This window comes from Martinezella sp. CNPSo 3964 (assembly GCF_057784375.1).
In genome coordinates this window covers 271,764-295,362 of the sequence record NZ_JBXSOW010000002.1, presented here as the reverse complement: position 1 = coordinate 295,362, position 23,599 = coordinate 271,764, and the positions used below count along the sequence as shown (strand labels likewise).

General features: G+C 59.4%; 22 protein-coding genes. 7 read left to right on the top strand and 15 right to left on the bottom strand.

Features of this window, described 5'->3' with window-relative positions; genetic code table 11:
• Positions 1-189: 189 nt before the first annotated feature.
• Positions 190-834 carry an MBL fold metallo-hydrolase gene (locus AC13Q5_RS08045; protein ID WP_075851065.1) on the top strand — a complete coding sequence of 215 codons (645 nt, stop codon included), beginning with the start codon at positions 190-192 and terminating at the stop codon, positions 832-834.
• A gap of 63 nt (positions 835-897) precedes the next feature.
• Here the strand turns inward: AC13Q5_RS08045 and AC13Q5_RS08040 are convergent, their stop codons facing one another.
• The 4 genes from AC13Q5_RS08040 to AC13Q5_RS08025 all read right to left on the bottom strand — a co-directional run bounded on the left by AC13Q5_RS08040 (position 898) and on the right by AC13Q5_RS08025 (position 4,347).
• The gene (locus AC13Q5_RS08040) at positions 898-1,335 is read right to left on the bottom strand and encodes a BA14K family protein (protein ID WP_075851064.1); all 438 of its coding nucleotides are present in this window, start codon (positions 1,333-1,335) and stop codon (positions 898-900) included.
• Positions 1,336-1,483: 148 nt separating this feature from the next.
• Entirely contained in the window at positions 1,484-1,699 is a 216-nt protein-coding gene (locus AC13Q5_RS08035) for a cold-shock protein (protein ID WP_004116423.1), read from the bottom strand.
• Between the two features lie 498 nt (positions 1,700-2,197).
• The gene (locus AC13Q5_RS08030; RefSeq protein WP_488501368.1) at positions 2,198-3,088 is read right to left on the bottom strand and encodes a DMT family transporter; all 891 of its coding nucleotides are present in this window, start codon (positions 3,086-3,088) and stop codon (positions 2,198-2,200) included.
• Positions 3,089-3,186: 98 nt separating this feature from the next.
• On the bottom strand, positions 3,187-4,347 hold the full coding sequence (locus AC13Q5_RS08025) for a PQQ-dependent sugar dehydrogenase (RefSeq protein WP_488501367.1): 1,161 nt from the start codon (positions 4,345-4,347) through the stop codon (positions 3,187-3,189).
• A gap of 632 nt (positions 4,348-4,979) precedes the next feature.
• Between AC13Q5_RS08025 and AC13Q5_RS08020 the strand changes: the two genes are divergently transcribed.
• A complete protein-coding gene (locus AC13Q5_RS08020; protein WP_075851060.1) occupies positions 4,980-6,182 on the top strand; it encodes a pyridoxal phosphate-dependent aminotransferase in 1,203 nt (400 codons plus the stop codon).
• Positions 6,183-6,324: 142 nt separating this feature from the next.
• Here the strand turns inward: AC13Q5_RS08020 and AC13Q5_RS08015 are convergent, their stop codons facing one another.
• Positions 6,325-7,428 carry a calcium:cation antiporter gene (locus tag AC13Q5_RS08015; protein ID WP_488501366.1) on the bottom strand — a complete coding sequence of 368 codons (1,104 nt, stop codon included), beginning with the start codon at positions 7,426-7,428 and terminating at the stop codon, positions 6,325-6,327.
• Between the two features lie 229 nt (positions 7,429-7,657).
• Between AC13Q5_RS08015 and AC13Q5_RS08010 the strand changes: the two genes are divergently transcribed.
• Positions 7,658-7,939 carry a DUF2188 domain-containing protein gene (locus AC13Q5_RS08010; RefSeq protein WP_075851058.1) on the top strand — a complete coding sequence of 94 codons (282 nt, stop codon included), beginning with the start codon at positions 7,658-7,660 and terminating at the stop codon, positions 7,937-7,939.
• On the opposite strand, the gene AC13Q5_RS08005 is transcribed toward AC13Q5_RS08010, so the two are convergent.
• Together AC13Q5_RS08005 and AC13Q5_RS08000 are read right to left on the bottom strand one after the other, a co-directional pair.
• On the bottom strand, positions 7,936-8,457 hold the full coding sequence (locus AC13Q5_RS08005; protein WP_488501365.1) for a GrpB family protein: 522 nt from the start codon (positions 8,455-8,457) through the stop codon (positions 7,936-7,938). The two genes, AC13Q5_RS08010 and AC13Q5_RS08005, sit on opposite strands and share 4 nt — an antisense overlap.
• On the bottom strand, positions 8,454-9,368 hold the full coding sequence (locus AC13Q5_RS08000; RefSeq protein WP_488501364.1) for a LysR family transcriptional regulator: 915 nt from the start codon (positions 9,366-9,368) through the stop codon (positions 8,454-8,456). The genes AC13Q5_RS08005 and AC13Q5_RS08000 overlap by 4 nt, the downstream gene beginning before the upstream one ends.
• 92 nt (positions 9,369-9,460) lie before the next feature.
• Between AC13Q5_RS08000 and AC13Q5_RS07995 the strand changes: the two genes are divergently transcribed.
• Positions 9,461-10,438, top strand: a complete 978-nt coding sequence (locus AC13Q5_RS07995; protein ID WP_488501363.1) for an SDR family oxidoreductase — start codon at positions 9,461-9,463, stop codon at positions 10,436-10,438.
• Between the two features lie 132 nt (positions 10,439-10,570).
• On the opposite strand, the gene AC13Q5_RS07990 is transcribed toward AC13Q5_RS07995, so the two are convergent.
• From AC13Q5_RS07990 to trxB, 5 genes are all read right to left on the bottom strand, one after another.
• Positions 10,571-11,683, bottom strand: a complete 1,113-nt coding sequence (locus tag AC13Q5_RS07990) for an alkene reductase (RefSeq protein WP_488501362.1) — start codon at positions 11,681-11,683, stop codon at positions 10,571-10,573.
• A gap of 47 nt (positions 11,684-11,730) precedes the next feature.
• Positions 11,731-12,897, bottom strand: a complete 1,167-nt coding sequence (locus AC13Q5_RS07985) for an MFS transporter (protein ID WP_488501361.1) — start codon at positions 12,895-12,897, stop codon at positions 11,731-11,733.
• Between the two features lie 2 nt (positions 12,898-12,899).
• The gene (locus AC13Q5_RS07980; protein WP_075851052.1) at positions 12,900-13,193 is read right to left on the bottom strand and encodes an ArsR/SmtB family transcription factor; all 294 of its coding nucleotides are present in this window, start codon (positions 13,191-13,193) and stop codon (positions 12,900-12,902) included.
• A gap of 564 nt (positions 13,194-13,757) precedes the next feature.
• On the bottom strand, positions 13,758-14,654 hold the full coding sequence (locus tag AC13Q5_RS07975; protein WP_075851051.1) for a LysR family transcriptional regulator VtlR: 897 nt from the start codon (positions 14,652-14,654) through the stop codon (positions 13,758-13,760).
• A gap of 23 nt (positions 14,655-14,677) precedes the next feature.
• The gene (gene trxB, locus AC13Q5_RS07970; RefSeq protein ID WP_075851050.1) at positions 14,678-15,652 is read right to left on the bottom strand and encodes a thioredoxin-disulfide reductase; all 975 of its coding nucleotides are present in this window, start codon (positions 15,650-15,652) and stop codon (positions 14,678-14,680) included.
• A 238-nt stretch (positions 15,653-15,890) separates the two neighbouring features.
• Between trxB and AC13Q5_RS07965 the strand changes: the two genes are divergently transcribed.
• The 3 genes from AC13Q5_RS07965 to AC13Q5_RS07955 all read left to right on the top strand — a co-directional run bounded on the left by AC13Q5_RS07965 (position 15,891) and on the right by AC13Q5_RS07955 (position 18,249).
• Positions 15,891-16,358: an Lrp/AsnC family transcriptional regulator gene (locus AC13Q5_RS07965; protein ID WP_488501360.1), complete on the top strand. Its 468-nt coding sequence runs from the start codon at positions 15,891-15,893 to the stop codon at positions 16,356-16,358.
• A gap of 4 nt (positions 16,359-16,362) precedes the next feature.
• Complete coding sequence (locus AC13Q5_RS07960; RefSeq protein WP_075851049.1) at positions 16,363-17,271, top strand: glycosyl transferase; 909 nt, start codon at positions 16,363-16,365, stop codon at positions 17,269-17,271.
• Positions 17,272-17,334: 63 nt separating this feature from the next.
• A complete protein-coding gene (locus AC13Q5_RS07955; RefSeq protein WP_488501628.1) occupies positions 17,335-18,249 on the top strand; it encodes a glycosyltransferase family 92 protein in 915 nt (304 codons plus the stop codon).
• A 9-nt stretch (positions 18,250-18,258) separates the two neighbouring features.
• On the opposite strand, the gene AC13Q5_RS07950 is transcribed toward AC13Q5_RS07955, so the two are convergent.
• The 3 genes from AC13Q5_RS07950 to carB form a co-directional block, all read right to left on the bottom strand.
• On the bottom strand, positions 18,259-19,338 hold the full coding sequence (locus tag AC13Q5_RS07950; protein ID WP_488501359.1) for a glycosyltransferase family 4 protein: 1,080 nt from the start codon (positions 19,336-19,338) through the stop codon (positions 18,259-18,261).
• A gap of 6 nt (positions 19,339-19,344) precedes the next feature.
• Complete coding sequence (greA, locus tag AC13Q5_RS07945; protein ID WP_075851048.1) at positions 19,345-19,821, bottom strand: transcription elongation factor GreA; 477 nt, start codon at positions 19,819-19,821, stop codon at positions 19,345-19,347.
• Positions 19,822-20,074: 253 nt separating this feature from the next.
• Complete coding sequence (gene carB / locus AC13Q5_RS07940; protein WP_457881969.1) at positions 20,075-23,560, bottom strand: carbamoyl-phosphate synthase large subunit; 3,486 nt, start codon at positions 23,558-23,560, stop codon at positions 20,075-20,077.
• Between the last annotated feature and the right edge of the window lie 39 nt (positions 23,561-23,599).

Genomic DNA, 23,599 nt, shown 5'->3' with positions numbered 1-23,599 from the left:
TCCGGTTTGCCGGACGCCAACGGACTATCGTTCGACGAGGAGGGGAAATAACCATTTGAAGTAGATGGGTATTCTCGGATATCAAGCTTCGCTTGCAGGCGTTCGCACGACTTTAAAGGTTCGGGGGCTGTTTTGCGTGATGTTTGCCGCTATACCGGCAGTACGACGATCAAACAGACGAGGCGCTCTATGGGCATGCTCCAGGCCGGCATCATTCCGGTGACCCCTTTCGAACAGAATTGCACCATCCTGTTCGATCCGGAGACGAAGGAGGGCGTGGTGGTCGATCCGGGCGGCGATGTTGATATCATCCTGCAGACGGTGCGCGAGAACGGTATCACCCTGAAGGCCATCTGGCTGACACACGGCCATATCGATCATGCTGGCGGTGCCGACGAGGTGCGCGAGGCACTCGGCATCGAGGTGATCGGCCCGCATGAGGATGATCGCTTCCTGCTTGAAGATATCGAAGCCAAGGGCAAGATGTTCAACATCAGTGGCGTGCGCAACGTCACGCCGGACCGCTTCCTGAAGGAGGGTGACAAGGTCTCCTTCGGCGAGCATGAATTCGAGGTTTTCCATTGCCCCGGCCACGCGCCCGGCCATGTCATCTATGTCAACCGGAAGCAGGGCTTTGCCCATCTCGGCGACGTACTGTTCAACGGCTCGATCGGCAGAACCGATCTGCCCGGTGGCAATCACCAGCAGCTTTTGGAATCGATCCGCGACAAGGTCTTCCCGTTGGGCGATGAAGTCGGTTTCATCTGTGGCCATGGGCCGGGCAGCCGCATCGGCGACGAGCGTCGCAGCAATCCCTTCCTGCGCGGGCTATAAAGAAAGCGCCGCTCGAAAGCGGCGCTTCGGTTCCTCGTCTTATGATTCTGGTGCGGCCGGAAATCAGTCGGCCGTGCAGAAGTGGCGCATGCCGTCATAGCCGACATAGGTGCCGGAACGGCTGTCGAAGCTTCTGTAACGGTCGTAGCAATAGCGCATCCAGGCGGGCGACCAGGGACGCAGGCCGTATGCCGGGGGCGGCGCGTAATAGCTGACGTCACGCTCGACATAGACGCGGCGCGGTGCTGGGCGATAATAGTAACCGGGGGGAGGTGCGTCATAGCCCGGATCGACATAGGCCGGGGCCGGTTCAACATAGCGGGGCTGGCTGGCAATGGCGGAGCCGACGATCAGGCCGGTTGCGAGCCCGGCAGCACCGAGCGCCCAACCATCACGGTTGCGGTGGCGCCAATATTCATCAGCGGAAGCAGCGCTGATGGAGGTGACCGTCAATGCTGCGGCGACGGCGGACATGACGAGCGTTTTGCCGAGTATGGTCATTGGCCTATCCTCTAACGGAAGCGGGACAAAAGTCATTCCCGCTCTTTCATGGGAGGCAAATTATACGTGGCAAACTGAATGCAGACTGAATGACAAAACCCGGCATTGCTGCCGGGCCTCAACTCGAATTTGAAAGCCGTAAGGTGTCTTAGCCAGCAATCTGCAGATTGACGGCCTTCGGTCCCTTGCCGCGGCGATCCGGTTCCGTGTCGAAGCTTACCTTCTGGTTTTCCGACAATCCTGCCAGACCAGAAGCCTGAACTGCAGAAATGTGTACAAAGATGTCCGCACCACCCTTGTCCGGTTTGATGAAACCGAAGCCCTTATCGGTATTGAAAAACTTTACAGTGCCAGTCTCGGCCATGCCTCAGGTCCTTTTCTCTCTGCCCACCATCCACACGGGCAGCATTACTTGTATTGCCCTTGCGGGCGCTTGCAGGCAGTTCTCGAAATTTGAAGGAAAAGGTCCCCGTAACTCGGCGTGATCTCGATGCGATGTTTGCCACCCCGCTTCTTGATCAAGCTGACCGGAATATTAGCGTTTCCGGCGCGCAATTCTATTAGGACTTCCCATGCTCTAAAAATGCCCGAACACCATTGAGAGTGCTGTGTTTATGGGAAATTGGCAAGCAAAAGTTTTTTAACGTGGCACAACAGGCACAATACCGTAACGCGAATATGTTAAGGCGATTCGCAAATTTTCCCACTTTGAAACAAGTTTCTAAGGGTTTTGCATCGCTCGCGATATAGTTTTGGCGAAATTTCCCCAAATCCGCTGGTGTGAACGACCGTTTTCGATCGTTCGAAAAATTTTGGCAAGCCGCATGGAGGAGCGGCTAAAACCGCGCATTTCCGGCGCTTTTTACGCAGTTGCGTCGCGCCGGCGAGCCAATTCCGGCACCAGTTCCACCGCCAGCATCGCTGTAAACATCAAGGCGCAGCCGGCATAGCCGAGCGGGCCGATGGTTTCGCCGAGAAGCAAGGCGCCGAGCGAAGCGCCGAACAGTGCCTCCGAAGACAGGAAGATCGCGGCCTGCGGCGCGGTCGTATAACGCTGGCCGATGATCTGCAGCGCAAAAGCCAGGCCGGAGGAAAAGATGCCGACATAAAGGATTTCGCCGAGTGTGGCACTTATATCGGCGAGACTGATCGGCTCGATGGCGACGGCAACCGCAAGAGCAAGGACAGCGGTGACGGCAAATTGCGTGGCGGAAATGCCGAGCGGCCGGCCGGTTTCGTTGACGGCAGAGCCGGCAAGCGTGATTTGAGCTGCCCAGAAGAGGGCACAGATGACGGTCAGGAAGTCGCCGATGGTCAGGCGCGAGAAGGAGCCACCCGAGAGCAGGTAGATCCCGCAAAGCGCCATCAAGGCTGCGGGCCAGATGACCCAATGCGGCGAACGGCGCAAGAAGATAACGGCAATCAGCGGCACGAAGACCACGTAAAGGCCGGTTATGAAGCTGGAATTCGTGACCGTCGTCGTCAGAAGGCCGAGCTGCTGTGTTGCCGCGCCGCCAAAGAGCGCGATCCCGATCAGCACGAAGGAGAGCCAGTTACGTTGCGTCAACGGCCTAGCGGCTTTCCTGTTTTCCATCCACACGAAAGGCAGGACCACGAGGGTTGCTACCGCAAATCGCAGGCCGATGAACCAGAAGGGTCCGATCGACTTCATCGCTGTCGATTGCGCAACGAAACCGCCGCCCCAGATCGCGGCGGCAAGCAACAACAACAAATTCGCCTGTATGCGAGACATCTGCATCCTGCGGGAAGGGGAGGAAGGGTGAGGCGACCGTTAGCAGCTGCTTTTGCTTGCGGCAAGGCCGAAAGATGACCGAAGCGAAGCGCTGACGGCTAGCTTGCAGCCCTTGAAACCCTCAGAAGCGAGCCGTTGTCTTCATCGGTTGTGATCAGCAGCGCGCCATCGGGCGCGACCGTGATATCACGCGGGCGCCCGAATTTACCGTCAAACATGCGCTCCTGTTCAGTGATCTTGCCTTTGCCATCCTGGCTCAGCCGCGATAGCAGCTCGAACTTCAGCGCGGTCACCAGGAAGTCGCCGTTCCATTCGGGAAACATCTTGCCGCGATAGACGACACCAGCACCTGGCGCGATCGAAGGGTCCCAATAGAAGCGAGGCTGTTCCATGCCCGCTTTGGCGGTCCCGATGCCGATCTTGGTGCCGTTATAGTTGACGCCGTAGGAGATGATGGGCCAGCCGTAGTTCTTGCCGGCCTCGGGCGTGTTGATTTCATCGCCACCCCTGGCGCCGTGTTCGACCGTATAGAGCCTGTTCATCGCACTGTCGAAAGTAATGCCCTGCGGGTTGCGGTGGCCCTTCGACCAGATTTCAGGCAAAGCGCTCCTGCCATCTTTGAACGGATTGTTGGCGGGGATGCTGCCATCGGCTTCTATGTGGATGATGGAGCCGGCGTCGTCGTGAAAGTCCTGGGCGCGGTCCTGCTGGCCACGATCGCCGAGGCTGACAAAGAGGCTGCCGTCGCGATCAATCGCAATGCGCGAGCCATATTGGATGTTGCCGCGCGACAGCTTGTTCATCACGAAGATGCGCTTCACATCCGTCAGCTGCTTTTCGTCCGGCGATAATTTGGCGCGAAAGACGGCCGTGCCGCTTCCGCCTTCGCCTGCCACGGAGGCAGTGAAATAGAGGGTACGATTGCTGGAGAATTTAAGATCAAGGGCTATGTCGAGCAGACCGCCCTGGTCGTGCGCATAGACCTCGGGGACACCGGAAATCGGGGCTGAAACCTTTCCATCGCGGACAAGGCGCATGCGGCCCGGCCGCTCGGTCACGAGGTAGGCGCCATCCGGCAGCACTTCCACCGCCCAGGGGTGTTCAAGCCCTGTCGCTATCCTCTCGACCTTGACGGTCACCTTTTGCGTTTTGATGGTCTGCGCCGGCTCGGCAAGAGCCGATGTTGCCGACAGTATGGCGCAAGCGATCAAGGCGATCGAAAATCCCGTTCTTCCCGGCTCCGTTCTCGTAGCGCGCATCTATCCGACCTCCCCAATAGCCTTGTTTTCGCAAGGTGGGACCTATCGATTGCCATTCAAGGTCGATTACGGAGCCGATAACGTCTTTGTGTTCTTGCTTGCGGCGGAGGCAGGCCCTTTGGGCCTCTCTAGCCCTTCTGCAAATCGAAGCGCTCGCCATGCAAGGAGCGCACGGCTTGTGTCTCCAGAAGCGCATGTCAGGGAAGTATTTGATCTGCATTGGCAATTTGCATGGTCTTCAGAATCTGATTCAGGCGCTTCACGTGATGATTCAAGTTCGCATGGATTGCCGGAGTCTGCCCGCAATCGATCAAGCCCGGGCGAAAGAGGCGTATCGTTTTCCCAGGCAGGCTTCCAGAGCGTGATGCCGAAAAGTGTGGGCGGTTTTCGGGCGACATCACGCTCTATTTCTTTGATTCTAGAGTGGATTCAGATTTTAGGTCGAACAGACCTAAAATCATCCGGCTCTAGCCGGATAAGAGAAGCTACGGCGTATGGCCCGGAAAGCCATGAAATAAAGCCACTGTGACGCCTTTGTGCTTGAAACGTCGGCCCATATTCGACATAGAGCTTAGCGCAGAAATCTGGTCCGCAGGCTTTCTGCCATTTTCAACCGAATAGGACCGATCACCATGGCCTTTCTTGCCGACGCTCTTTCCCGTGTAAAGCCTTCTGCCACCATCGCCGTTTCCCAGAAAGCGCGCGAGCTGAAAGCAAAAGGACGCGACGTGATCGGCCTCGGTGCCGGTGAGCCGGATTTCGATACGCCCGACAATATCAAGAAGGCCGCCATCGACGCGATCAATCGCGGCGAAACGAAGTACACGCCGGTTTCCGGCATCCCGGAACTGCGCAAGGCGATCGCCGCCAAGTTCAAGCGCGAGAACAATCTCGACTATACCTGGGAGCAGACGATCGTCGGCACGGGTGGCAAGCAGATCCTGTTCAACGCCTTCATGGCGACGCTGAACCCAGGCGATGAAGTCATCATCCCGACGCCTTACTGGGTTTCCTACCCGGAAATGGTTGCGCTGTGCGGCGGTACGCCTGTTTTCGTCGCGACGACGCAGGCCAACAACTTCAAGCTCCAGCCCGCCGATCTCGAGAAGGCGATCACGCCGAAGACCAAGTGGTTCATGTTCAACTCGCCGTCCAACCCGTCGGGCGCTGCCTATTCGCATGCCGAGCTGAAGGCGCTGACGGACGTGCTGGTCAAGCATCCGCATGTCTGGATCCTGACCGACGACATGTATGAGCACCTGACCTATGGCGAGTTCAAATTCGCCACACCGGTCGAAGTCGAGCCGAGCCTCTATGACCGCACGCTGACGATGAATGGTGTTTCCAAGGCCTACGCGATGACCGGCTGGCGTATCGGCTACGCTGCCGGCCCGCTGCAGCTCATCAAGGCCATGGACATGATCCAGGGTCAGCAGACCTCAGGCGCGACCTCGATCGCCCAGTGGGCTGCCGTTGAGGCGCTGAACGGGACGCAGGACTTCATTCCACAGAACAAGAAGATCTTCGAAGGTCGCCGCGACCTCGTCGTATCGATGCTGAACCAGGCGAAGGGCATTTCGTGTCCGGTTCCGGAAGGTGCCTTCTACGTCTATCCGTCCTGCGCTGGCCTGATCGGCAAGACGGCGCCGACCGGCAAGGTCATCGAGACGGACGAGGACTTCGTCTCCGAGCTGCTGGAATCGGAAGGCGTTGCCGTCGTTCACGGCTCCGCCTTCGGCCTCGGCCCGAACTTCCGCATCTCCTATGCGACTTCGGAAGAGCTGCTCGAAGAAGCTTGCCGCCGCATCCAGCGCTTCTGCGGCGCCTGCAAGTAAGCAATCCATAATCGTTCAATTGAAAAGCCCGCCAGAGATGGCGGGCTTTTTCGTATTCAGGTTGCCGGTTTCATCTTCATTCGTTGATTCAAGCGTTTCGCAATTTGAATCCGCCGGTCGTCGCAAGTCCTTGAAATCGGGATCAAAGACCGAGTGCCGTCAGCATGATGAAGGTGGCGAACAGGATGAAATGGGTCATGCCTTCGATGGCGTTGGTTTCGCCGTCGTTGAGGTTGATGGCGGCGACGATCAGCGTGATCATCACCATGACCGTCTGTACCGGCGACATGGCCATGATGAAGGGCTGGCCGGTATAGAGCGCGATCGCCTCCATGACGGGCACCGTCAGGATAACGGTCGAAAGAGACGCGCCCAGGGCGATATTGACTGTCGCCTGCATGCGGTTTCTGAGGGCTGCGCGCAGTGCCGTCAGAATTTCCGGTGCTGCCGAGATGGCGGCGACGACGATGGCCGCGATGGCGGGCGGTGCGCCGGTGCCCTTTAGGCCGGTATCCATGAAAGCAGACATGAATTCCGCCAGCACGCCGATCAGGACGACGCCGATCAGGATTGTTACGATCGACGTCGTCGTGGATTCCTCTTCGTGATGCTCTTCAGCATCGGCGACTGCGAGTTTCTTTTCCGTGCGCGGATAGCTGTAGCTGAAGAAATAGCTGTGCCGGCCGACCTGCATGCGCAGGAAAAGAGCGTAAAGCGCGATCATCGCGGCGATGGTGAAGGCGGAATAATAGTGCCATTTCGCGTCGGGGATGAATTCCGGCACGATCATCGAAATGCCCATGGCAGTCAGGATCATCACGCCATAGGTCCGGCTGGAATCGTCATTATAGGGCTGTTCGCCATGCTTTAGCCCGCCGAGAAGGGCGGCGAGGCCCAGGATGCCGTTGATATCCAGCATGACGGCGGCGTAGATCGTGTCGCGCACCAATGTCGGCGAACTCTCGCCGCTCATCATGATGGCGAGGATGATGACCTCGACCGCAACGGCCGAAAGGGTGAGGATCATCGTGCCGTAGGGATCGCCGACCTTGACGGCAAGGGTTTCGGCATGATGGGCGACGCGCATGGAGGCCAGTACAATCGTTGCGATCAATGCCGCGGCTGCCAGCATCGCCGCGCCTTGGCCAATTTCCAGTACGGAATGCTCGCCGATATAGGCGACAACGGCAATTGCCAATGCCACCAACAGGTTTTTCTCCTGCTTAAACCACTTCGCTGTGATCACTTTCCCCACCTTTGCGCCGATTCACGGTTGCACTCTAAAGCAAGGATTTCGCACATCAAGCTTGCGGGGAAGAGGGCGAAATTTGCAGTTAACGCAGTTTAATGGAATACTGCGCGGATAGGTCTGCCCAACGACAATGCCGCGGCATCCTCGAACCCGTCTCAGATGCACGCGATCCTGTCGGCAACGTCCGGTTCGAAGGTCTTGGCAGATGAGAAGGAGGGTCTGAATGATCAAGGTCGTTTACGAAATCGTGCCACATGACGGTGGATGGGCCTATCGTTTCCGCGATGTTTATTCGGAGGCGTTTCCGACGCATTCCGAAGCTGTGGAGGCCGCGCGCATCGTTGCGGCTGAGCAGCAAATCGGTGGGGATTCAGCCGAAATCAGCTGGCAGGACGAGAGTGGCAAATGGCATGAGGAATATGCCGATGGCGGTGACCGCCCGGAAACGGAAGTCATCGATGGCCAGATGCATTTTCCGCCGGTCGATACTGCCCCTGGCGCTTAGCCCTTCGGTTTGTCTGATGCCTTTTCCATGATCGCGTCGACGAAGTGACGTTTGTCGGCGGTGTAGCGATCGCCATCATGCCGATGGATCTCGGCGAGCTCCAGTTTCAGCGCGGCATAGGCAGACGCCTCTGCCGGATGTGTCCGAAGATAATCGCGGAAGATCACCCTGCGCTGGTGTGTCCGGTTGTTGGGTGGGCAGAGATAGATGCGCTCCGGCGGTCTGCCGTCCCGCCGCATGAAAGCCCATACGTCGTCATCATAGCGATTACCGCGGGGTTCGTAATGCTCCTCCAGAAGAATCTGTGTCGCCGCAGGGACGTCGGCTGAGCCGCGCAGGATAATGTCGATGTCGATGAGCGGTTTTGCGGCGATGCCGGGAATGGATGTGCTGCCGATATGCTCGATCGTCACGATGTAGGGCGCCAGCAATCGTTCGAGCTTTTCGCGGATACGTTCGTAATCTTCCGGCCATCGTGGGTCGTACGGCACTAATTCCACCGCTGTTCCCATGGTCAAGATCCGTTCCCAGCGCTGTTTTCCTTTGTGTAATCAAGCAATCCCGTCACCAGGGCATCGAATGTCACGCGGCAGCGTGGCGATGTCTTCAGGTTTTCATGCATGACGATCCAGGTGTCGATCTGCACCTCGATCTCGGGCAGCAGCTGCACGAGGTTCGGATCGCGGTTTGCCAAGGGGATTTGAAGGAAGCCAATGCCGATGCCGGCACGCAGCGCATTGTGAAGCGCGATACTGTGGTCGGAGCGAAAACTGAAAAGAGCACCTTCGAGCATCGGATAACGCTTAGTCATCATGCGTATATAGGCAGTCTGACGATCGAAGCCGATGAGCTTGTGCCGATGCAATTCCTCGATCGTTGTCGGTTTGCCGTACCGCTCGATATAGGTGCGGTGGGCGAAGAGGCCGAGTGAAATGATGCCGATATGCCGGGCGAGCAATGCTTCTTGCGCCGGCGCGATCATGCGCACGGCGATGTCGGCCTCGCGCTGTAGCAGATCTTCCACCGTATCGGAGGCCGAAAGCTCCACGATCAGATCGGGGTATCGTGCCTGCAGCCTGGCAAGGATCGGTGGCAGGACTTCCGTGCCGATGACCTCGCTGGCGCTGATGCGCACCGTGCCGCTGACCTTGTCCCTCGAGCCGGACGCTGCCCGCAACAGGGCGGCGGTCGTGCTCGCCAGTGTTTCGGCATAGGGTTTCAGAACGAGCGCGGCATCGGTCGGCAAGAGGCCCTGTTGGGAACGTGTGAACAGCTCCGCGCCGACCGATTGCTCCAATGCGTCGATATGACGGCCGACTGTCGGCTGCGTCAGACCGAGTTCACGCGCAGCAGCCGACAATGAGCCATGCTCCAGCACGGCGAGAAAGGTGCGATAGAAATCCCAGCTTGGTTCAGATGATGATGCCATACATTTATGTATATCATGTGCAGATTTTTCGGCAATTTCGTTTACAGACAGTTGGAAGCATAGTCAGCCCATCGAAACAGATGGAGATGACCATGAGCAACCAGACAGAAAATACCAAAACGGCCCTGATACTCGGCGCTACCGGCGGCATCGGCGGTGCTGTCGCGGACGGGCTCGCCCTTCGCGGCTGGCGTATCCGGGCGCTGAACCGCAATGCCGCCGAGGCGGCTCGCCGCCAGCCGGAATTCGACTGGTTTCAGGGCGATGCCATGCAGGCGGAGGATGTTCTGAAGGCGGCGCAAGGTGCCGATGTCATCGTGCATGCGGTCAATCCTCCCGGCTACCGCAATTGGGGCAAGGTTGTCCTGCCGATGCTCGATAATACCATTGCCGCCGCCAAGGCCGTCGGCGCCCGCATCGTGCTGCCCGGCACGGTCTATAATTTCGGTCCGGATGTGTTCCCGAATGTGACCGAGGACAGCGCGCAACGGCCGAAGACCCACAAGGGCGCCATTCGCGTGCAGATGGAGCGGCGTCTACGGACGGCTGCGGAGCAGGGCGATACCCCGGTTATCATCGTTCGCGCCGGCGATTTCTTTGGCGGTGCGCGCGCCAATAGCTGGTTCTCGCAGGCGATGGTGACGCCGGGCAAGCCGATTAGTTCCATGACCTATCCGGGCAAGCGCGGTGTCGGTCACCAATGGGCCTATCTGCCCGATGTCGCCGAGACCATGATCCGGCTGATCGAGAAGGGTGACGAGCTGCCGGCCTTTGCAGTCTATCACATGCGCGGCCACTGGGATGGCGACGGCAGGCAGATGATCGAAGCCGTGCAGCGCGTGCTTGGACATAAGGTGAAGGTGAGGGCATTTCCCTGGTGGATGGTGCCGCTGGCGGCCCCCTTCGTGACGTTGATGCGGGAACTGCGTGAAATGAGCTATCTTTGGGACGTACCGCTCGAGATGCGCAACGACAAGCTGCTGGCCGTGCTGGGAGAAGAGCCGCATACGCCGATCGATGAGGCCGTGCGTAGCAGCCTGGCCTCGATCGGGTGCCTGCAGGCCGCGTAAGCTTGCCCCGGCCGAGCCCTTGCCTCGTCAGTCCGACCTATTCGCCGATTTCAAACGCCGATATGGAAAGCCCTCGCAACCCAGGTTGCGAGGGCTCCTTGCTGATATCAGAATCTGGCTGAAAGATCCGAATCAGGCTGCTTCGTCGAGCGTCGGATAATCGGCATAGCCCTTTGCGCCGCCGCCATAGAGCGTCGCCTGGTCCCACTGGCTGAGCTGTGCGTTTTCCCTCAGGCGGCGAACGAAATCCGGATTTGAGATGAACGGCTTGCCGAAGGCAACGACATCGGCCTTGCCGCTTTCGACGGCTTCGATCGCCATTTCGCGGGTATAGGCATTGTTGACCATCCAGCCAGCCGTGCCGCCTGCGGCCTTATAGGCTGCGTGCAGGGCGTCGTAGTCGAAGGGCAGGGAGTCGCGCTTGCCGCCCGTCTGGCCTTCGATGACGTGGATATAGGCGAGGCCGTACTTCGCCAAACCTTCGACGACATAGGTGAAGAGCTGCTGCGGAGCCGGATCGCTAGCATCGCCGGATGACGTTACCGGCGAGAGGCGGATCGCGGTGCGGCCGGCGCCGACTTCCTTGGTGACAACATCGACCACTTCGAACAGGAAGCGGGCACGGTTTTCGATCGAGCCGCCATATTGGTCGGTGCGGTCGTTGACATCGCCACGCAGGAACTGGTCGATCAGATAGCCGTTGGCACCGTGGATTTCCACGCCGTCAAAGCCGGCATCGATCGCGGCGCGAGCCGCCTTGCGGTAATCCTCGATGATACCGGGGATTTCCGAGGTTTCGAGCGCACGCGGCTCGGAGACGTCGGCAAAGGCGCCTGTGCCGTCGCTGTTGACCAGATAGGTCTTCGAGTTTTCAGCGCGCCTGGAGGTCGACGAGACCGGCTTGCCGCCATTCGGCTGCAGAGTCGTGTGGGAGATGCGGCCGACATGCCACATCTGCACGACGATCTTGCCGCCGTTGGCATGCACGGCATCAGTCACCTTCTTCCAGCCGTCCAGCGCTTCCTTGCTGTAAAGACCGGGAACGTCGGCATAGCCCTGACCCTGATGGGTGATCGCCGTTGCCTCGGTGATGATGAGGCCTGCGCTGGCGCGCTGGGCGTAATACTTGACGTTCAGGTCGTTCGGCACGGCATTTGGCGAGCGGTTGCGCGTGAGCGGCGCCATGACGATGCGGTTGGCAAGGGAGATATCGCCAAGCTTCGTCGGTTCGAACAATTTGGTCATGGGTCGTCCTTTCTATATTGGGGGAGGAGAAGGAGGGAGGGAAAGTATCAGGACGAGGCGAGCGCTTCGCCCTTGGGACGTACGGCCGCGAATGTCAGCAAGACGGTCAGGAAGCCGAGGATTGCCATAGCCGAGCCAGCGAGCGGCACCTGAGCCAGAGAAAAGCCTTCGTCGATGACAACGCCGCCGATCCAGGCGCCAAGCGCATTGCCGGTGTTGAAGGCGCCGATATTGATCGTGGATACGAGATTCGGGGCATCCTTGCCGAAGTTGACGACATTGATCTGCAGTGCCGGCACGGCTGCGAAAGCTGCGGCAGCCCACAGGAAAAGCGTGATCTCGGCGCCGATGAGCGAGTGGATGGTGACGCTGAAGATCGCCGAGGTCACCGCGATCGCCAGGAAGACGCCGGCAAGCGCGGTGCCAAGACGCCAGTCCGCCAGCTTGCCGCCGATCAGATTGCCAATCGTCAGACCGACGCCAATCGAAAGCAGCGTCCAGGTGACTGTTTCGGGCGAGACACCGGTGACATCACGCAGCATCGGAGCGATGTAGGTGAAAAGCGCGAACATGGCGGCCGAGAAGAACACGGTCGTCAGCAATGCCAGCCAGAGGCCAAGGCCACGTAGCGCTGCAATTTCGCGGCCAAGGCTGCCCTTGCGAGCCTCCTCATTCCTGGGCAGCACGGCGATGAGACCGGCGATCGAGGCGACGCCGAGCAGCGTGACGATCCAGAACGGTGCGCGCCAGCCAAAAGCCTGGCCGAACGCGGTGCCGAGCGGTACGCCAAGCACGTTGGCGAGTGTCAGGCCGGTGAACATCAGAGCGACCGCACGGGCCTTGCGGTCTTCCGGCACCAGGCTGGCGGCAACCACCGAACCGATGCCGAAGAAGGCTCCGTGGCAAAGCGCAGTGACGATGCGGGCGACCATCAGGACCCAGTAATTGGGTGCGATGGCGCAAAGGAGATTGCCGAGAATGAAGAAACCCATCAGCATGATGAGTGCCGAGCGCCGGCGCAGATGCGCGGTCGAGACCGCCATGATCGGCGCGCCGATCGCGACGGCCAGAGCATAGCCGGTGACGAGCCAGCCCGCCTGCGGAATCGTCACGGCAAGGTCCGAAGCCACTTCGGGCAGCAGCCCCATGATGACGAATTCGGTTGTGCCGATGGCGAAGGAGCTGAGGGCGAGTACGAGAAGCGCAAGAGGCATCTTCAGAGTTCCTTCTGCATGGCTGCGAGGAATTCGGCGATCGTTTCCTCGTTGCGCTTGTAGAAAATCCACTGGCCGAGGCGCCGCGTCGTCACCAGGCCGGCGCGATGCAGCGTGCTCAGATGGGCCGATACGGTCGACTGCGACAGGCCGCAGCGCTCGAACTGGCTCGCACAGACGCCCAGCTCGAGAGGATGTTCCTGAGTCGGGAAATGGGCGTATGGATCTTTCAGATGATTGAGGATTTCGAGCCGGGCCGGGTTGGCCAGCGCTTTCAATATCTCGTTCTTGTCCATGGCGTTCACCGCATGAATATCGAATAATTTCGATTTATGTATCGATTGTTTTCGATATATCAAGGGCGGCGCAAGATATTATTTTCTGCAAGGCAGCCGGAGCGCGTGGTTAGAAATTGGGCAAAAAAAGAGGGCCACCGGAATAAACCAGGGCCCTTATAGGTGTGAAGGTCAAAACCTCCAGAGGGGAACAGCCAATGCGGTGGAACTGGGAGGAAAAGCCACCGTGTGCATCAGCTGTGTGCGTTATGATGCTAATTTGTGCAGTGCGCAATGCTTTTTTGTGCATGGCAGTTATGCGTTTGCAACGTCAGGGGCAAAAGGGCAAAAAAAAGGGCCGCCGGAGTAAACCAGGGCCCTATAGGTATGAAGGTCAAAAACCTCCAGAGGGGAACAGCCAATGCGGTGGAACTGGGAGGAAAAGCCACCGTGTGCATCAGCTATGTGCGATATGGTAGTTAAATGTGCAGGCTTCAACTCTCATTTGTGCATATCAGCTATGCGTCATATGCGTGGCTGATATACTAGCCATAAAAAGAGTTCGTTATCAGTGACTTACCTTCGTCAGAAATTCCAGTTACGGGCTTTCGCTACGATAAAATCGCGAAAAACCTTGAGCTTGGCCGCGTTCTTCATTTCGTCGGGATAGCAGAAGTATGTGTCGAAGGATGGGACGTCTGCATTGATTGCCAGCTGAATGAGGCCAGGGTCACGGCCGACGATATAATCCGGCAGCACGGCGATACCAATACCGAGCAGGCAGGCGCGCTTAATCGACGTCTGGCTGTTGATCTGCAGATGCGGCATGCGCTTGTTGTCGGATGATCGGCCGGCGATCTCCAGCCAGTTGACGTCGAGCAGATAGTTCGGTGCCGGCTCGCCGAAGCTGATGATGCGATGTTCGTCCAGATCTTCCACCGACTGCGGCTCGCCGTAGCGGTTGATGTAGGAGGGGGCTGCATAGACGTGCATATGCACGGTGAAGAGCTTGCGTTGGATGAGATCCGACTGCTGCGGCTGGCGCAGCCGGATGGCACAATCCGCATGGCGCATGTTCACATCCAGCTCCTCGTTATCGAGGATGAGCTGGATCGACATATCGGGATAGAGCTGCAAGAATTCCTGGATCTTGTCGGTGAGCCAGCCCTGGCCGAGGCCGACTGTCGTCGTGACACGCAGCTTGCCGCTCGGTTTGTCGGTCGTCTCGGTCAATTGCATCTTGACCGTTTCGAGCTTCAAGAGAACGTCATGGGCCGTGCGATAAAGCAGCTCACCCTGTTCCGTCAGGATGAGGCCGCGCGCATGGCGATGGAAGAGTTTTATGCCGACGTCCTGCTCGAGAGCGCTGACCTGTCGGCTGATGGCTGATTGGGACAAGTGCAGCTTATCGGCCGCGTGCGTGAACGAACCCGCTTCGGCAGCCGCGTGAAAGATACGCAGCTTATCCCAGTCCAATGGCATGCCGTTTCCCCTCATCGGCTGCATCACTCCGCAGCCACGGCGACGGGCATGTGCCCGGTCAGATAACGTTCCGCCTCAAGTGCGGCCATGCAGCCCATTCCCGCTGCCGTGATCGCCTGCCGGAACGTATCGTCGGTCACGTCACCGGCGGCATAGATGCCTTCGACGCTGGTTGCGGTCGAATCCGGAGCGGTCCAGAGATAGCCATTATCCTTGAGCCTCAGCTTGCCCTTGAAGAGCTCAGTCGCCGGCGCGTGGCCGATGGCAACGAAGACACCATCGATCGACGTTTCGGTGATCGCGCCGGTGCGAACATCACGAAGGCGTGCGCCGGTAACGGATGGCGGCATCGGCGGCTTGGCCGGCGTGCCGGTGATCTCGGCAACCTCGGAATTCCAGAGGATCTTGACGTTTGTCTTGGCGAACAGGCGTTCCTGCAGGATCTTTTCCGAACGGAAAGTATCGCGGCGATGCACCACAGTTACCGATTTGGCAATGTTCGAGAGATAAAGTGCTTCCTCGACGGCGCTGTTGCCGCCGCCGACCACGATGACGTCCTTGTTGCGATAGAAGAAGCCGTCGCAGGTGGCGCAGGCGGAGACGCCGAAGCCCTGAAAATGCTGTTCGCTTTCGATGCCGAGCCACTTCGCCTTGGCGCCGGTCGCAATGATGAGGGTGTCGGCCGTCCAGATCTGTCCGCTATCGGTATGGGCAACGAAAGGACGCTTGGTGGTATCGACTTCGGTCACGAGGTCGTTGACGATCTCGGCGCCGACATGCTGTGCCTGCTGAAGCATCTGCTCCATCAGCCATGGTCCCTGGATCGGATCGGCAAAGCCCGGATAATTCTCGACATCGGTCGTGATCATCAGCTGGCCGCCCTGTTCGAGACCAGCGATCAGAACCGGCTGCAGCATCGCGCGCGCGGCATAAACCGCGGCGGTGTAGCCGGCTGGGCCGGAACCGATGATGAGCACCTTTGTGTGGCGGGCAGGCATAGTCAGTCCTTTCAATTTCGGCGATTGGGAAACCGCGGCTTCAAGCGCGCAAAGCAGGCGATTTCGCGATCTGCCGCTTCATTTATGATTGCCTTATGCATTTATTCAAGGGCAGCCTTGCATTACACACAGAGCAAATCTGCTTTGTGTAAGAATCAACTACGCGAGAGAAACTTTCTTGCGTATTTTCCTGCCTTATATAGAAGCTGGCGAGGGGGAATTAAAGAAAGGCAAAAAAGTGCTTCGCGCTGAGCTCGATGCCATCGATATCAAGATTCTGCGGGAACTCCAGCGGGACGGACGCATGACCAACGTCGAGCTCGCAGACCGAGTTGGCATTTCGGCACCGCCATGTCTGCGCCGCGTGCGCAAGCTGGAAGAGGCTGGCATCATCGAAGGTTATCACGCCATGCTGAACAGCCCGAAACTGGGCTTCGATCTCGTGGCTTTCTGCATGGTCGGCCTGAAGCATCAGTCGGAAGCGAACCTCAAGGCCTTTGCCAGCGCAACCTCGGCATGGCCGCTGGTTCGGCAGGCATGGATGGTTTCGGGCGACAGCGATTTTCTGCTGCACTGCGTTGCGGAAAACCTCACGCGTTTCCAGGATTTCGTCATCGAGGTTCTGACGGCGAATGAACATGTGGACACCGTGCGCACCATGCTGACCATCCGGCAAGTTAAGAAGCTCGGCCTGGTGGAGCTTTAGGCGAATGGCAGATCGCCCCTGGCATCGATCGCTGATCAAGTCCGGCGTGCGCCTTTTTTTGGGTGGCTCGCGGGCTCATGTGCAGGACTGGTTTCCGGGGCTCAGCATCGTCCGCAGCCAGAATGTCAGCGAAGTGCTTTATCGGGGCATCAAGGTTGCGAGCCTTGCTGGCATGGACCGTCTGCGCGAACGTTGCGGCGATGCGGTTTACATCGTCGGCTCAGGCCCATCAATTCGCGATTGCGATCTCAGTGGTCTCGAATTTCGCAGCGCGATTCTTCTGAACGGGGCTATTGGCCTGTCAGGAGATCGGATCGCCGAGCCATTGGCGATCGCTGTCGAAGATGAGCGTTTTGTCTGGCGGCATCTCGACATGCTGCGCGAGAAGGTTGCTCCAGGCTCGCTTTGCCTGTTTTCCGTGGCGGTGCTGCGCGCGCTTTGCGAGATCGACAAAAGCTGGCTGGCGGACAAGACCATCATTCTGATCGATGATATCCGCAAGCCTTATGGTGCGCGCCGCCGCTCGGTCGACGATCTCAAGAAGCTGCAATATGTCAGGCTGGATGCCGAGGGTTCGGCAGGTTTTTCGCTTTCTCCGGACCGTGGGGTCTTTCTTGGAGGCTCCGTCGCCGTCTCGGCTTTGCAATTTGCTCTTTATTGTGCGCAGCAGCAGGTCGGCTTCCTGGGGATCGATATATCCAATGCCGGCGAGCCCCGCTTTTATGAGACTCCCAGTGAGATGGCGTTCTCCGGCATTGCCCGGGCCGAGGGGCGTATCATCGAGCATCTGGTGCTTGCGCGGCAGATTGCCGCTGAACGCGGCGTCTCCTTCGTCAACTATTCCCGCGTTTCGGCGTTGCGCAAATATGATTTTGGCTACGACGACAGGTTTGCATTGAAGTCGCAGGCTTGATCTTTGCCGGAGCCGGCAGGACCGGCGAGCCCGATTGAAATTAAGGTTGATGGAATGAAGCTTATGCGCTGGCTGAAACCCAAGGCGTCCGACGCCAAGAAGCTGTCCATCGATCCGCCGGAACCAAGGGCAGGGCGCCACGGCATCGCCATCGCCGCCTGCGTCAAGAACGAAGCACGCTACATCGAGGAGTGGGTGCGCTTCCACAAGGCGGTCGGCATTCGTCATTTCTATATCTATGACAACGGTTCGACGGACGAGACCTGCGCATTTCTTCGAAGCCTGCTCTCTGAAGACGCATTGACCATCATTCCCTGGGCTGGGCGTATGCGCGACGCTGCGACGTCGGCGATGCTGAACGGTCAGGTCATCACTTTTGCTCACGCGATCCTGAATTTCGGCGGCGACTATCGCTGGATGGCGTTCATCGATGTCGACGAGTTCCTTCTTCCGAAGGATGCGAAGACCGTCGAGCAGGCGCTGGAGGCGGTCGGCAATTTTCCGAATGTCTCGCTGCCCTGGCACATGTTTGCCACCAGCGGTCATGAGACGCCGCCAGACGGGCCTTTGGCGCTGAACTATACGATGCGCGGCGCCGATCCGATGACAACGAAAGAAAATGTCAGCAATTTCAAATGTATCGTCGATCCGTGCGAGGTGAGCGAAGTCAGCGTCCATCAGTTCCAGACACGGGCGTACGGCGATCTGACGGCCAACGACGCCGGGAAGCGGTTTACGCGGCGGGCGCGGAAGTCGCCCGAGTTCTATTCGAACCGCTTCCTGCAGCTTAACCACTATTATACGAAATCCCGGCAGGAACTGATGGAGAAGCTGGCGCGGGGATGGGCCTATGACAGCAGTACGACGAAATATCGGGACAAGGTCCTGTCCATCGTCAAAAGCATCGAGGAAGATATGGTGGAGGATCGTTCGATGATCGATTTCATCGGGCGCAACCGCATCGATCTCGGTCGCTGACCAAGCCGCTCACTTGTTGGCGACGAGCAGCCGCTTGTAGACGTCGCCGATGGCGTTCGCTTCCTTTTCCAGCGCGAACTCGCTGCGCACATGGCGCACGGCATTCTCACCCTGGCGCAGCGCTTCCTCTGGATTGGCGAGATAGAAGGCGATCGCCCTAGTCAGGGCTTCGCCATCGCCTGCCGGCACGACGGCACCGGTTTCGCCCGGAACGATCATCTCGGCATAGGCGCCCGCATCCGATGCGACAACGGCGGTGCGCGAAGCCATGGCTTCGAGCGGCGTTAGGCCGAAACCCTCGTTGCGGGAGGGGGCGACATAGAGAGTAGCGCGGCGGTACCAGGGCTTGATGTCGTCGACTTCGCCCATGAAGCGGATGCGATCGGTAAGGCCCGCATCTGCCACCATTTTTTCCAGTTGCTCGCCAAAGCCGCGATGCTCTGATGTCACGCGGCCGCAGACGACGGCGGTCCAGTCGGAATAGCGCGGCAGGAGCTCGATCATCGCCTTGACGAATAGATCCGTGCCCTTCTGATGGCGGACGCGACCGAAGCAGCCGATCAGATAGGTGCCGGGCAGGCCGGTTGCAGCCATGCGGTCGTCGGGTTTTTCCGGCGGATGGAAGCTGTTGAGGTCGACACCGTGCTGGATGACGGTGTGCGGCACTTCAAGAAAGCTGCCGGAGCGGGTACTGGTGGCGATCACGGAATCCATGCGGCGGATGAGCCAGCGCGTATAACCGGTATGGCGGCGCTGGGCCGCCGAGGTGAAGACCAGCTTCAGGCGCATGCGCAGCACGGAGCGCAGCAGCAGACCGACAAGCATTTCATTGTTGCGGCGGGCGTGCCAGATGCGCACGCGATAGCGGCGTGGCTTCGTCCAAAGGCCGGGAAGCCGGCGCCAGCCGAGCCTCGGCAGGTCCTCCGGCAGGCCGGGGCCGAGCGTGGCGATATGGTAACCGAGCTCGACCTGCTTGGGGATGAGCTGCACGATCGTCGAGGTAACGCCAGAAAGCCGGCGTTTGAAATTCGTTGCTATGATTTCGATCTCGCGGAGATCGCCCGCATGCGCTGACTCGCGATCGCGCACGGGCAATCAGCCCCAGGTGATGGAGAGAATTTCGTAGCCCTTGGCGCCGCCAGGGGCATTGACCTCGATGGAATCGCCGACTTCCTTGCCGATCAGGGCGCGGGCGATCGGGGAGGAGATGGAGATGCGGCCTGCCTTCACATCGGCTTCCTGATCGCCGACGATCTGGTAGATCTTCTCTTCTTCTGTATCTTCGTCGACAAGCTTCACCTTAGCGCCGAACTTGATCTTCGAGCCGGACATCTTGGTGAGGTCGATGACTTCGGCGCGCGCCGTCAGGTCTTCAAGCTCGGTGATGCGGCCTTCGTTGTGGCTCTGAGCTTCCTTGGCTGCATGGTACTCGGCATTTTCGGACAGGTCGCCATGGGCGCGTGCTTCCGCAATTGCCTCGATGATCCGCGGGCGCTCTTCCTGCTGACGCCAGCGCAGTTCTTCCTGCAGCTTGACGAACCCGTTCTGTGTCATCGGTACCTTTTCAACCATTTTTCTTGTCCTTCACTCCCTGTGTTGCTCTGCTGCAGACACAAAAGAAAACAGGTCCCGAAGCGGTACTTCGGAACCATCCAGAGTCATTATTCTTTCACCTATAGCAGATTGCGACAGACGAAAGCCAGAAAATTCGAAGGTTTAAGGAAAGCTCCCGTTGAAGCTCCTTGCCCGCTCGATCGCCTGATTGCGCAATTATGAACGTGAGCCGGCTATCCCGCCCACGTCCTTTGCAGCTGATTTATGCGCCTCAAAAATAGCTCTGCAGCGGTTGTACTTCGAGGTTGCCGGCCTTCAGTGCCTTGATCGCCATGGCGGCTGCTTCGGCGCCGGCCATAGTGGTGTAGTAGGGCACCTTCTGCATCAGCGTGGCGCGACGAAGCGACTTCGAATCCGAGATCGCCTTGTTGCTGTCCGTCGTGTTGATGACGAGTTGGACCTGGCGGTTGCGGATGGCATCCTCGATATGCGGCCGACCTTCCAGAACCTTGTTGATCTTGGTCGCCTCGATGCCGTTTTCGGCCAGGAAGCGCTGGGTTCCGCCGGTTGCGAGCACCTTGAAACCCTGTTCGGCCAGCATGCGGATGGCGGGCAGTACGCGCGGCTTGTCGTCGTCGCGGACCGAGACGAACACCGTTCCGTCGCGCGGCAGTTCGACGCCGGCGCCGAGCTGCGACTTGGCGAAAGCGAGCGCGAAATCGGTGTCGAGGCCGATGACTTCGCCCGTCGAACGCATTTCCGGTCCGAGCAGGGTGTCGACGCCGGGGAAGCGGGCGAAGGGGAAGACGGCTTCCTTGACCGCGATGTGCTTCAGCTTGCGCGGATCGGGCTTTTCGCCATAGGCGGCGAATGTCGCGTCCAGCTTCCCGCCGGCCATGACGCGGGCGGCGATCTTGGCGATCGGCGCGCCGATGGTCTTGGCGACGAAGGGGACCGTGCGCGAGGCGCGCGGGTTGACTTCGAGCACGTAGACCGTACCGTCCTTGATGGCGAACTGGACGTTCATCAGGCCACCGACGTTGAGAGCCTTGGCCATGGCCTTCGCCTGGCGTTCAAGCTCGTCGATCATCGCGGCGGAGAGCGTGCGAGGGGGGAGCGAGCAGGCGGAGTCGCCGGAATGAATACCAGCTTCCTCGATATGCTCCATGATGCCCGCGACATAGACGTCGGTGCCGTCGGAGAGGCAATCGACATCGACTTCGATGGCGTTGGCAAGGTAGCTGTCGAACAGAAGCGGGTTCTTGCCGAGCAGCGTGTTGATCTGGCCGGTCTTGTCGTTCGGATAGCGCTGCTTGATGTCCTCAGGCACCAGTTCCGGAACCGTGTCGAGCAGGTAGGTCTGGAGCTGTCCTTCCGAATGCAGGATCTGCATGGCGCGGCCGCCGAGAACGTAGGACGGGCGCACGACCAGCGGGAAGCCGATTTCGGAGGCGACGAGGCGAGCCTGCTCGACCGAATAGGCGATACCGTTGTTCGGCTGGTTGAGATCGAGCTTCATCAGGAGCTTCTGGAAGCGGTCGCGGTCTTCGGCAAGGTCGATCGCGTCTGGCGCGGTGCCGAGGATCGGGATGCCATTCTTTTCCAGCGCTTCGGCGAGCTTCAGCGGGGTCTGGCCGCCGAACTGGACGATGACGCCGACGACTTCGCCCTTTTCCTGTTCGGCGCGCAGGATTTCGATGACGTCTTCCGCCGTCAGCGGCTCGAAATAGAGCCGATCCGACGTGTCGTAGTCGGTCGAAACCGTTTCCGGGTTGCAGTTGATCATGATCGCTTCATAGCCTGCATCCTTCAGCGCGAAGGCGGCGTGGCAGCAGCAATAGTCGAATTCGATGCCCTGGCCGATCCGGTTCGGGCCGCCGCCGAGGATGACGACCTTCTTGCGGTCGGAAACCTGCGCTTCGGAACGGGCAGCGCCGACGAAAGGCGTCTCGTAGGTCGAATACATATAGGCGGTCGGCGAGGCGAATTCGGCGGCGCAAGTATCGATGCGCTTGAAGACCGGGCGGACACTCAGCGAATTGCGGAGTTCTGCGACTTCCTTCGGGCGCTTGCCGGTGAGGGTCGCGAGACGCGCATCGGAGAAGCCCATGGCCTTCAGCATGCGCAGGTTGGCGGCATCCTGTGGCAAGCCGTGCTCACGGATACGGACTTCCATGTCGACGATGTTCTTCAGCTGCTCAAGGAACCAAGGGTCGATCTTGCAGCCTTCATGCACCTCTTCGATGCTCATGCCCTGGCGCAGGGCCTGCGCGACCATGCGCAGGCGGTCCGGCGTCGGCGTGCCGATGGCGGCGCGGATGGCGTTCTGGCTGCCTTCGCCTTCCTCGATGCCGGGGATTTCGATCTCGTCGAGACCGGTCAGACCGGTTTCGAGACCGCGCAGTGCTTTCTGCAGCGATTCCGCGAAGGTGCGGCCGATCGCCATGACTTCGCCGACCGACTTCATCGCGGTCGTCAGAACCGGAGAGGCGCCGGGGAACTTCTCGAAGGCGAAGCGCGGGATCTTGGTGACGACATAGTCGATCGACGGTTCGAAGGAGGCAGGCGTCGCGCCGCCGGTGATATCGTTTTCCAGTTCGTCCAGCGTGTAGCCGACGGCGAGCTTGGCCGCGACCTTGGCGATCGGGAAGCCGGTTGCCTTCGATGCCAGTGCGGACGAGCGCGACACGCGCGGGTTCATTTCGATGACGACGAGGCGGCCATCCTTCGGATTGACGGCGAACTGCACGTTCGAGCCGCCCGTTTCGACGCCGATCTCGCGCAGGACCGCGATCGAGGCGTTACGCATGATCTGGTATTCTTTATCCGTCAGCGTCAGCGCCGGGGCGACGGTGATCGAGTCGCCGGTGTGGACGCCCATCGGATCGATGTTTTCGATCGAGCAGATGATGATGCAATTGTCCGCGGTGTCGCGGACGACTTCCATCTCGAACTCCTTCCAGCCGAGTACTGATTCCTCAACCAGCACTTCCGTGGTCGGGGAGGCATCGAGGCCTCCGCCGACGATTTCGAAGAATTCCGAGCGGTTGTAGGCGATACCGCCGCCCGTGCCGCCGAGGGTGAAGGACGGGCGGATGATGGCGGGCAGGCCGACGTGGTCGAGCGCCTGCGCGGCAACGGCCATGGCATGGCTCATATAGCGCTGCTTGCGGTCGCTTTCGCCGAGGTTCCACTGATTTTCGAGCGCGTCGAGGGCCTTGTCGAGCTCGGCACCGGACAGCTGTGCCTTGAGCTTGCTGCGCTCGGCCTCATGCGTCTTGCGGTCGGCATCCTTGATGTCGGTGGCGTTGGCCAGCATGGAGCGTGGCGTTTCAAGGCCGATGCGGGCCATGGCCTCGCGGAAGAGGGCGCGGTCTTCGGCCATGTCGATGGCTGCGGGCTTCGCACCAATCATCTCGACATTGTAACGGTCGAGCACACCCATGCGCTTCAGCGACAGCGCGGTGTTGAGTGCCGTCTGGCCGCCCATGGTGGGCAGCAGCGCATCCGGGCGTTCCTTGGCGATGATCTTGGCGACGACTTCAGGCGTGATCGGCTCGACATAGGTCGCATCCGCCAGGCCCGGATCGGTCATGATCGTTGCCGGATTGGAATTGACGAGGATGACCCGGTAGCCTTCCTCTCGCAGTGCCTTGCAGGCCTGAGTGCCCGAATAGTCGAATTCGCAAGCCTGTCCGATAACGATCGGTCCTGCACCGATAATGAGGATCGATTTGATATCTTGGCGCTTCGGCATGGGCTCTCATCCGTTTTTTCGTTGCGCAAAAAGCCGGCC

Coding starts and splice junctions, on each gene's coding strand:
- greA (WP_075851048.1), bottom strand. CDS start 19,821: ATGGTTGAAAAGGTACCGATGACACAGAACGGGTTCGTCAAGCTGCAG.
- AC13Q5_RS08030 (WP_488501368.1), bottom strand. CDS start 3,088: ATGTCTCGCATACAGGCGAATTTGTTGTTGTTGCTTGCCGCCGCGATC.
- AC13Q5_RS07995 (WP_488501363.1), top strand. CDS start 9,461: ATGAGCAACCAGACAGAAAATACCAAAACGGCCCTGATACTCGGCGCT.
- AC13Q5_RS07975 (WP_075851051.1), bottom strand. CDS start 14,654: ATGCCATTGGACTGGGATAAGCTGCGTATCTTTCACGCGGCTGCCGAA.
- AC13Q5_RS07960 (WP_075851049.1), top strand. CDS start 16,363: ATGGCAGATCGCCCCTGGCATCGATCGCTGATCAAGTCCGGCGTGCGC.
- carB (WP_457881969.1), bottom strand. CDS start 23,560: ATGCCGAAGCGCCAAGATATCAAATCGATCCTCATTATCGGTGCAGGA.
- trxB (WP_075851050.1), bottom strand. CDS start 15,652: ATGCCTGCCCGCCACACAAAGGTGCTCATCATCGGTTCCGGCCCAGCC.
- AC13Q5_RS08035 (WP_004116423.1), bottom strand. CDS start 1,699: ATGGCCGAGACTGGCACTGTAAAGTTTTTCAATACCGATAAGGGCTTC.
- AC13Q5_RS07990 (WP_488501362.1), bottom strand. CDS start 11,683: ATGACCAAATTGTTCGAACCGACGAAGCTTGGCGATATCTCCCTTGCC.
- AC13Q5_RS08040 (WP_075851064.1), bottom strand. CDS start 1,335: ATGACCATACTCGGCAAAACGCTCGTCATGTCCGCCGTCGCCGCAGCA.
- AC13Q5_RS08025 (WP_488501367.1), bottom strand. CDS start 4,347: ATGCGCGCTACGAGAACGGAGCCGGGAAGAACGGGATTTTCGATCGCC.
- AC13Q5_RS08010 (WP_075851058.1), top strand. CDS start 7,658: ATGATCAAGGTCGTTTACGAAATCGTGCCACATGACGGTGGATGGGCC.
- AC13Q5_RS08020 (WP_075851060.1), top strand. CDS start 4,980: ATGGCCTTTCTTGCCGACGCTCTTTCCCGTGTAAAGCCTTCTGCCACC.
- AC13Q5_RS08000 (WP_488501364.1), bottom strand. CDS start 9,368: ATGGCATCATCATCTGAACCAAGCTGGGATTTCTATCGCACCTTTCTC.
- AC13Q5_RS07955 (WP_488501628.1), top strand. CDS start 17,335: ATGCGCTGGCTGAAACCCAAGGCGTCCGACGCCAAGAAGCTGTCCATC.
- AC13Q5_RS07980 (WP_075851052.1), bottom strand. CDS start 13,193: ATGGACAAGAACGAGATATTGAAAGCGCTGGCCAACCCGGCCCGGCTC.
- AC13Q5_RS08045 (WP_075851065.1), top strand. CDS start 190: ATGGGCATGCTCCAGGCCGGCATCATTCCGGTGACCCCTTTCGAACAG.
- AC13Q5_RS07985 (WP_488501361.1), bottom strand. CDS start 12,897: ATGCCTCTTGCGCTTCTCGTACTCGCCCTCAGCTCCTTCGCCATCGGC.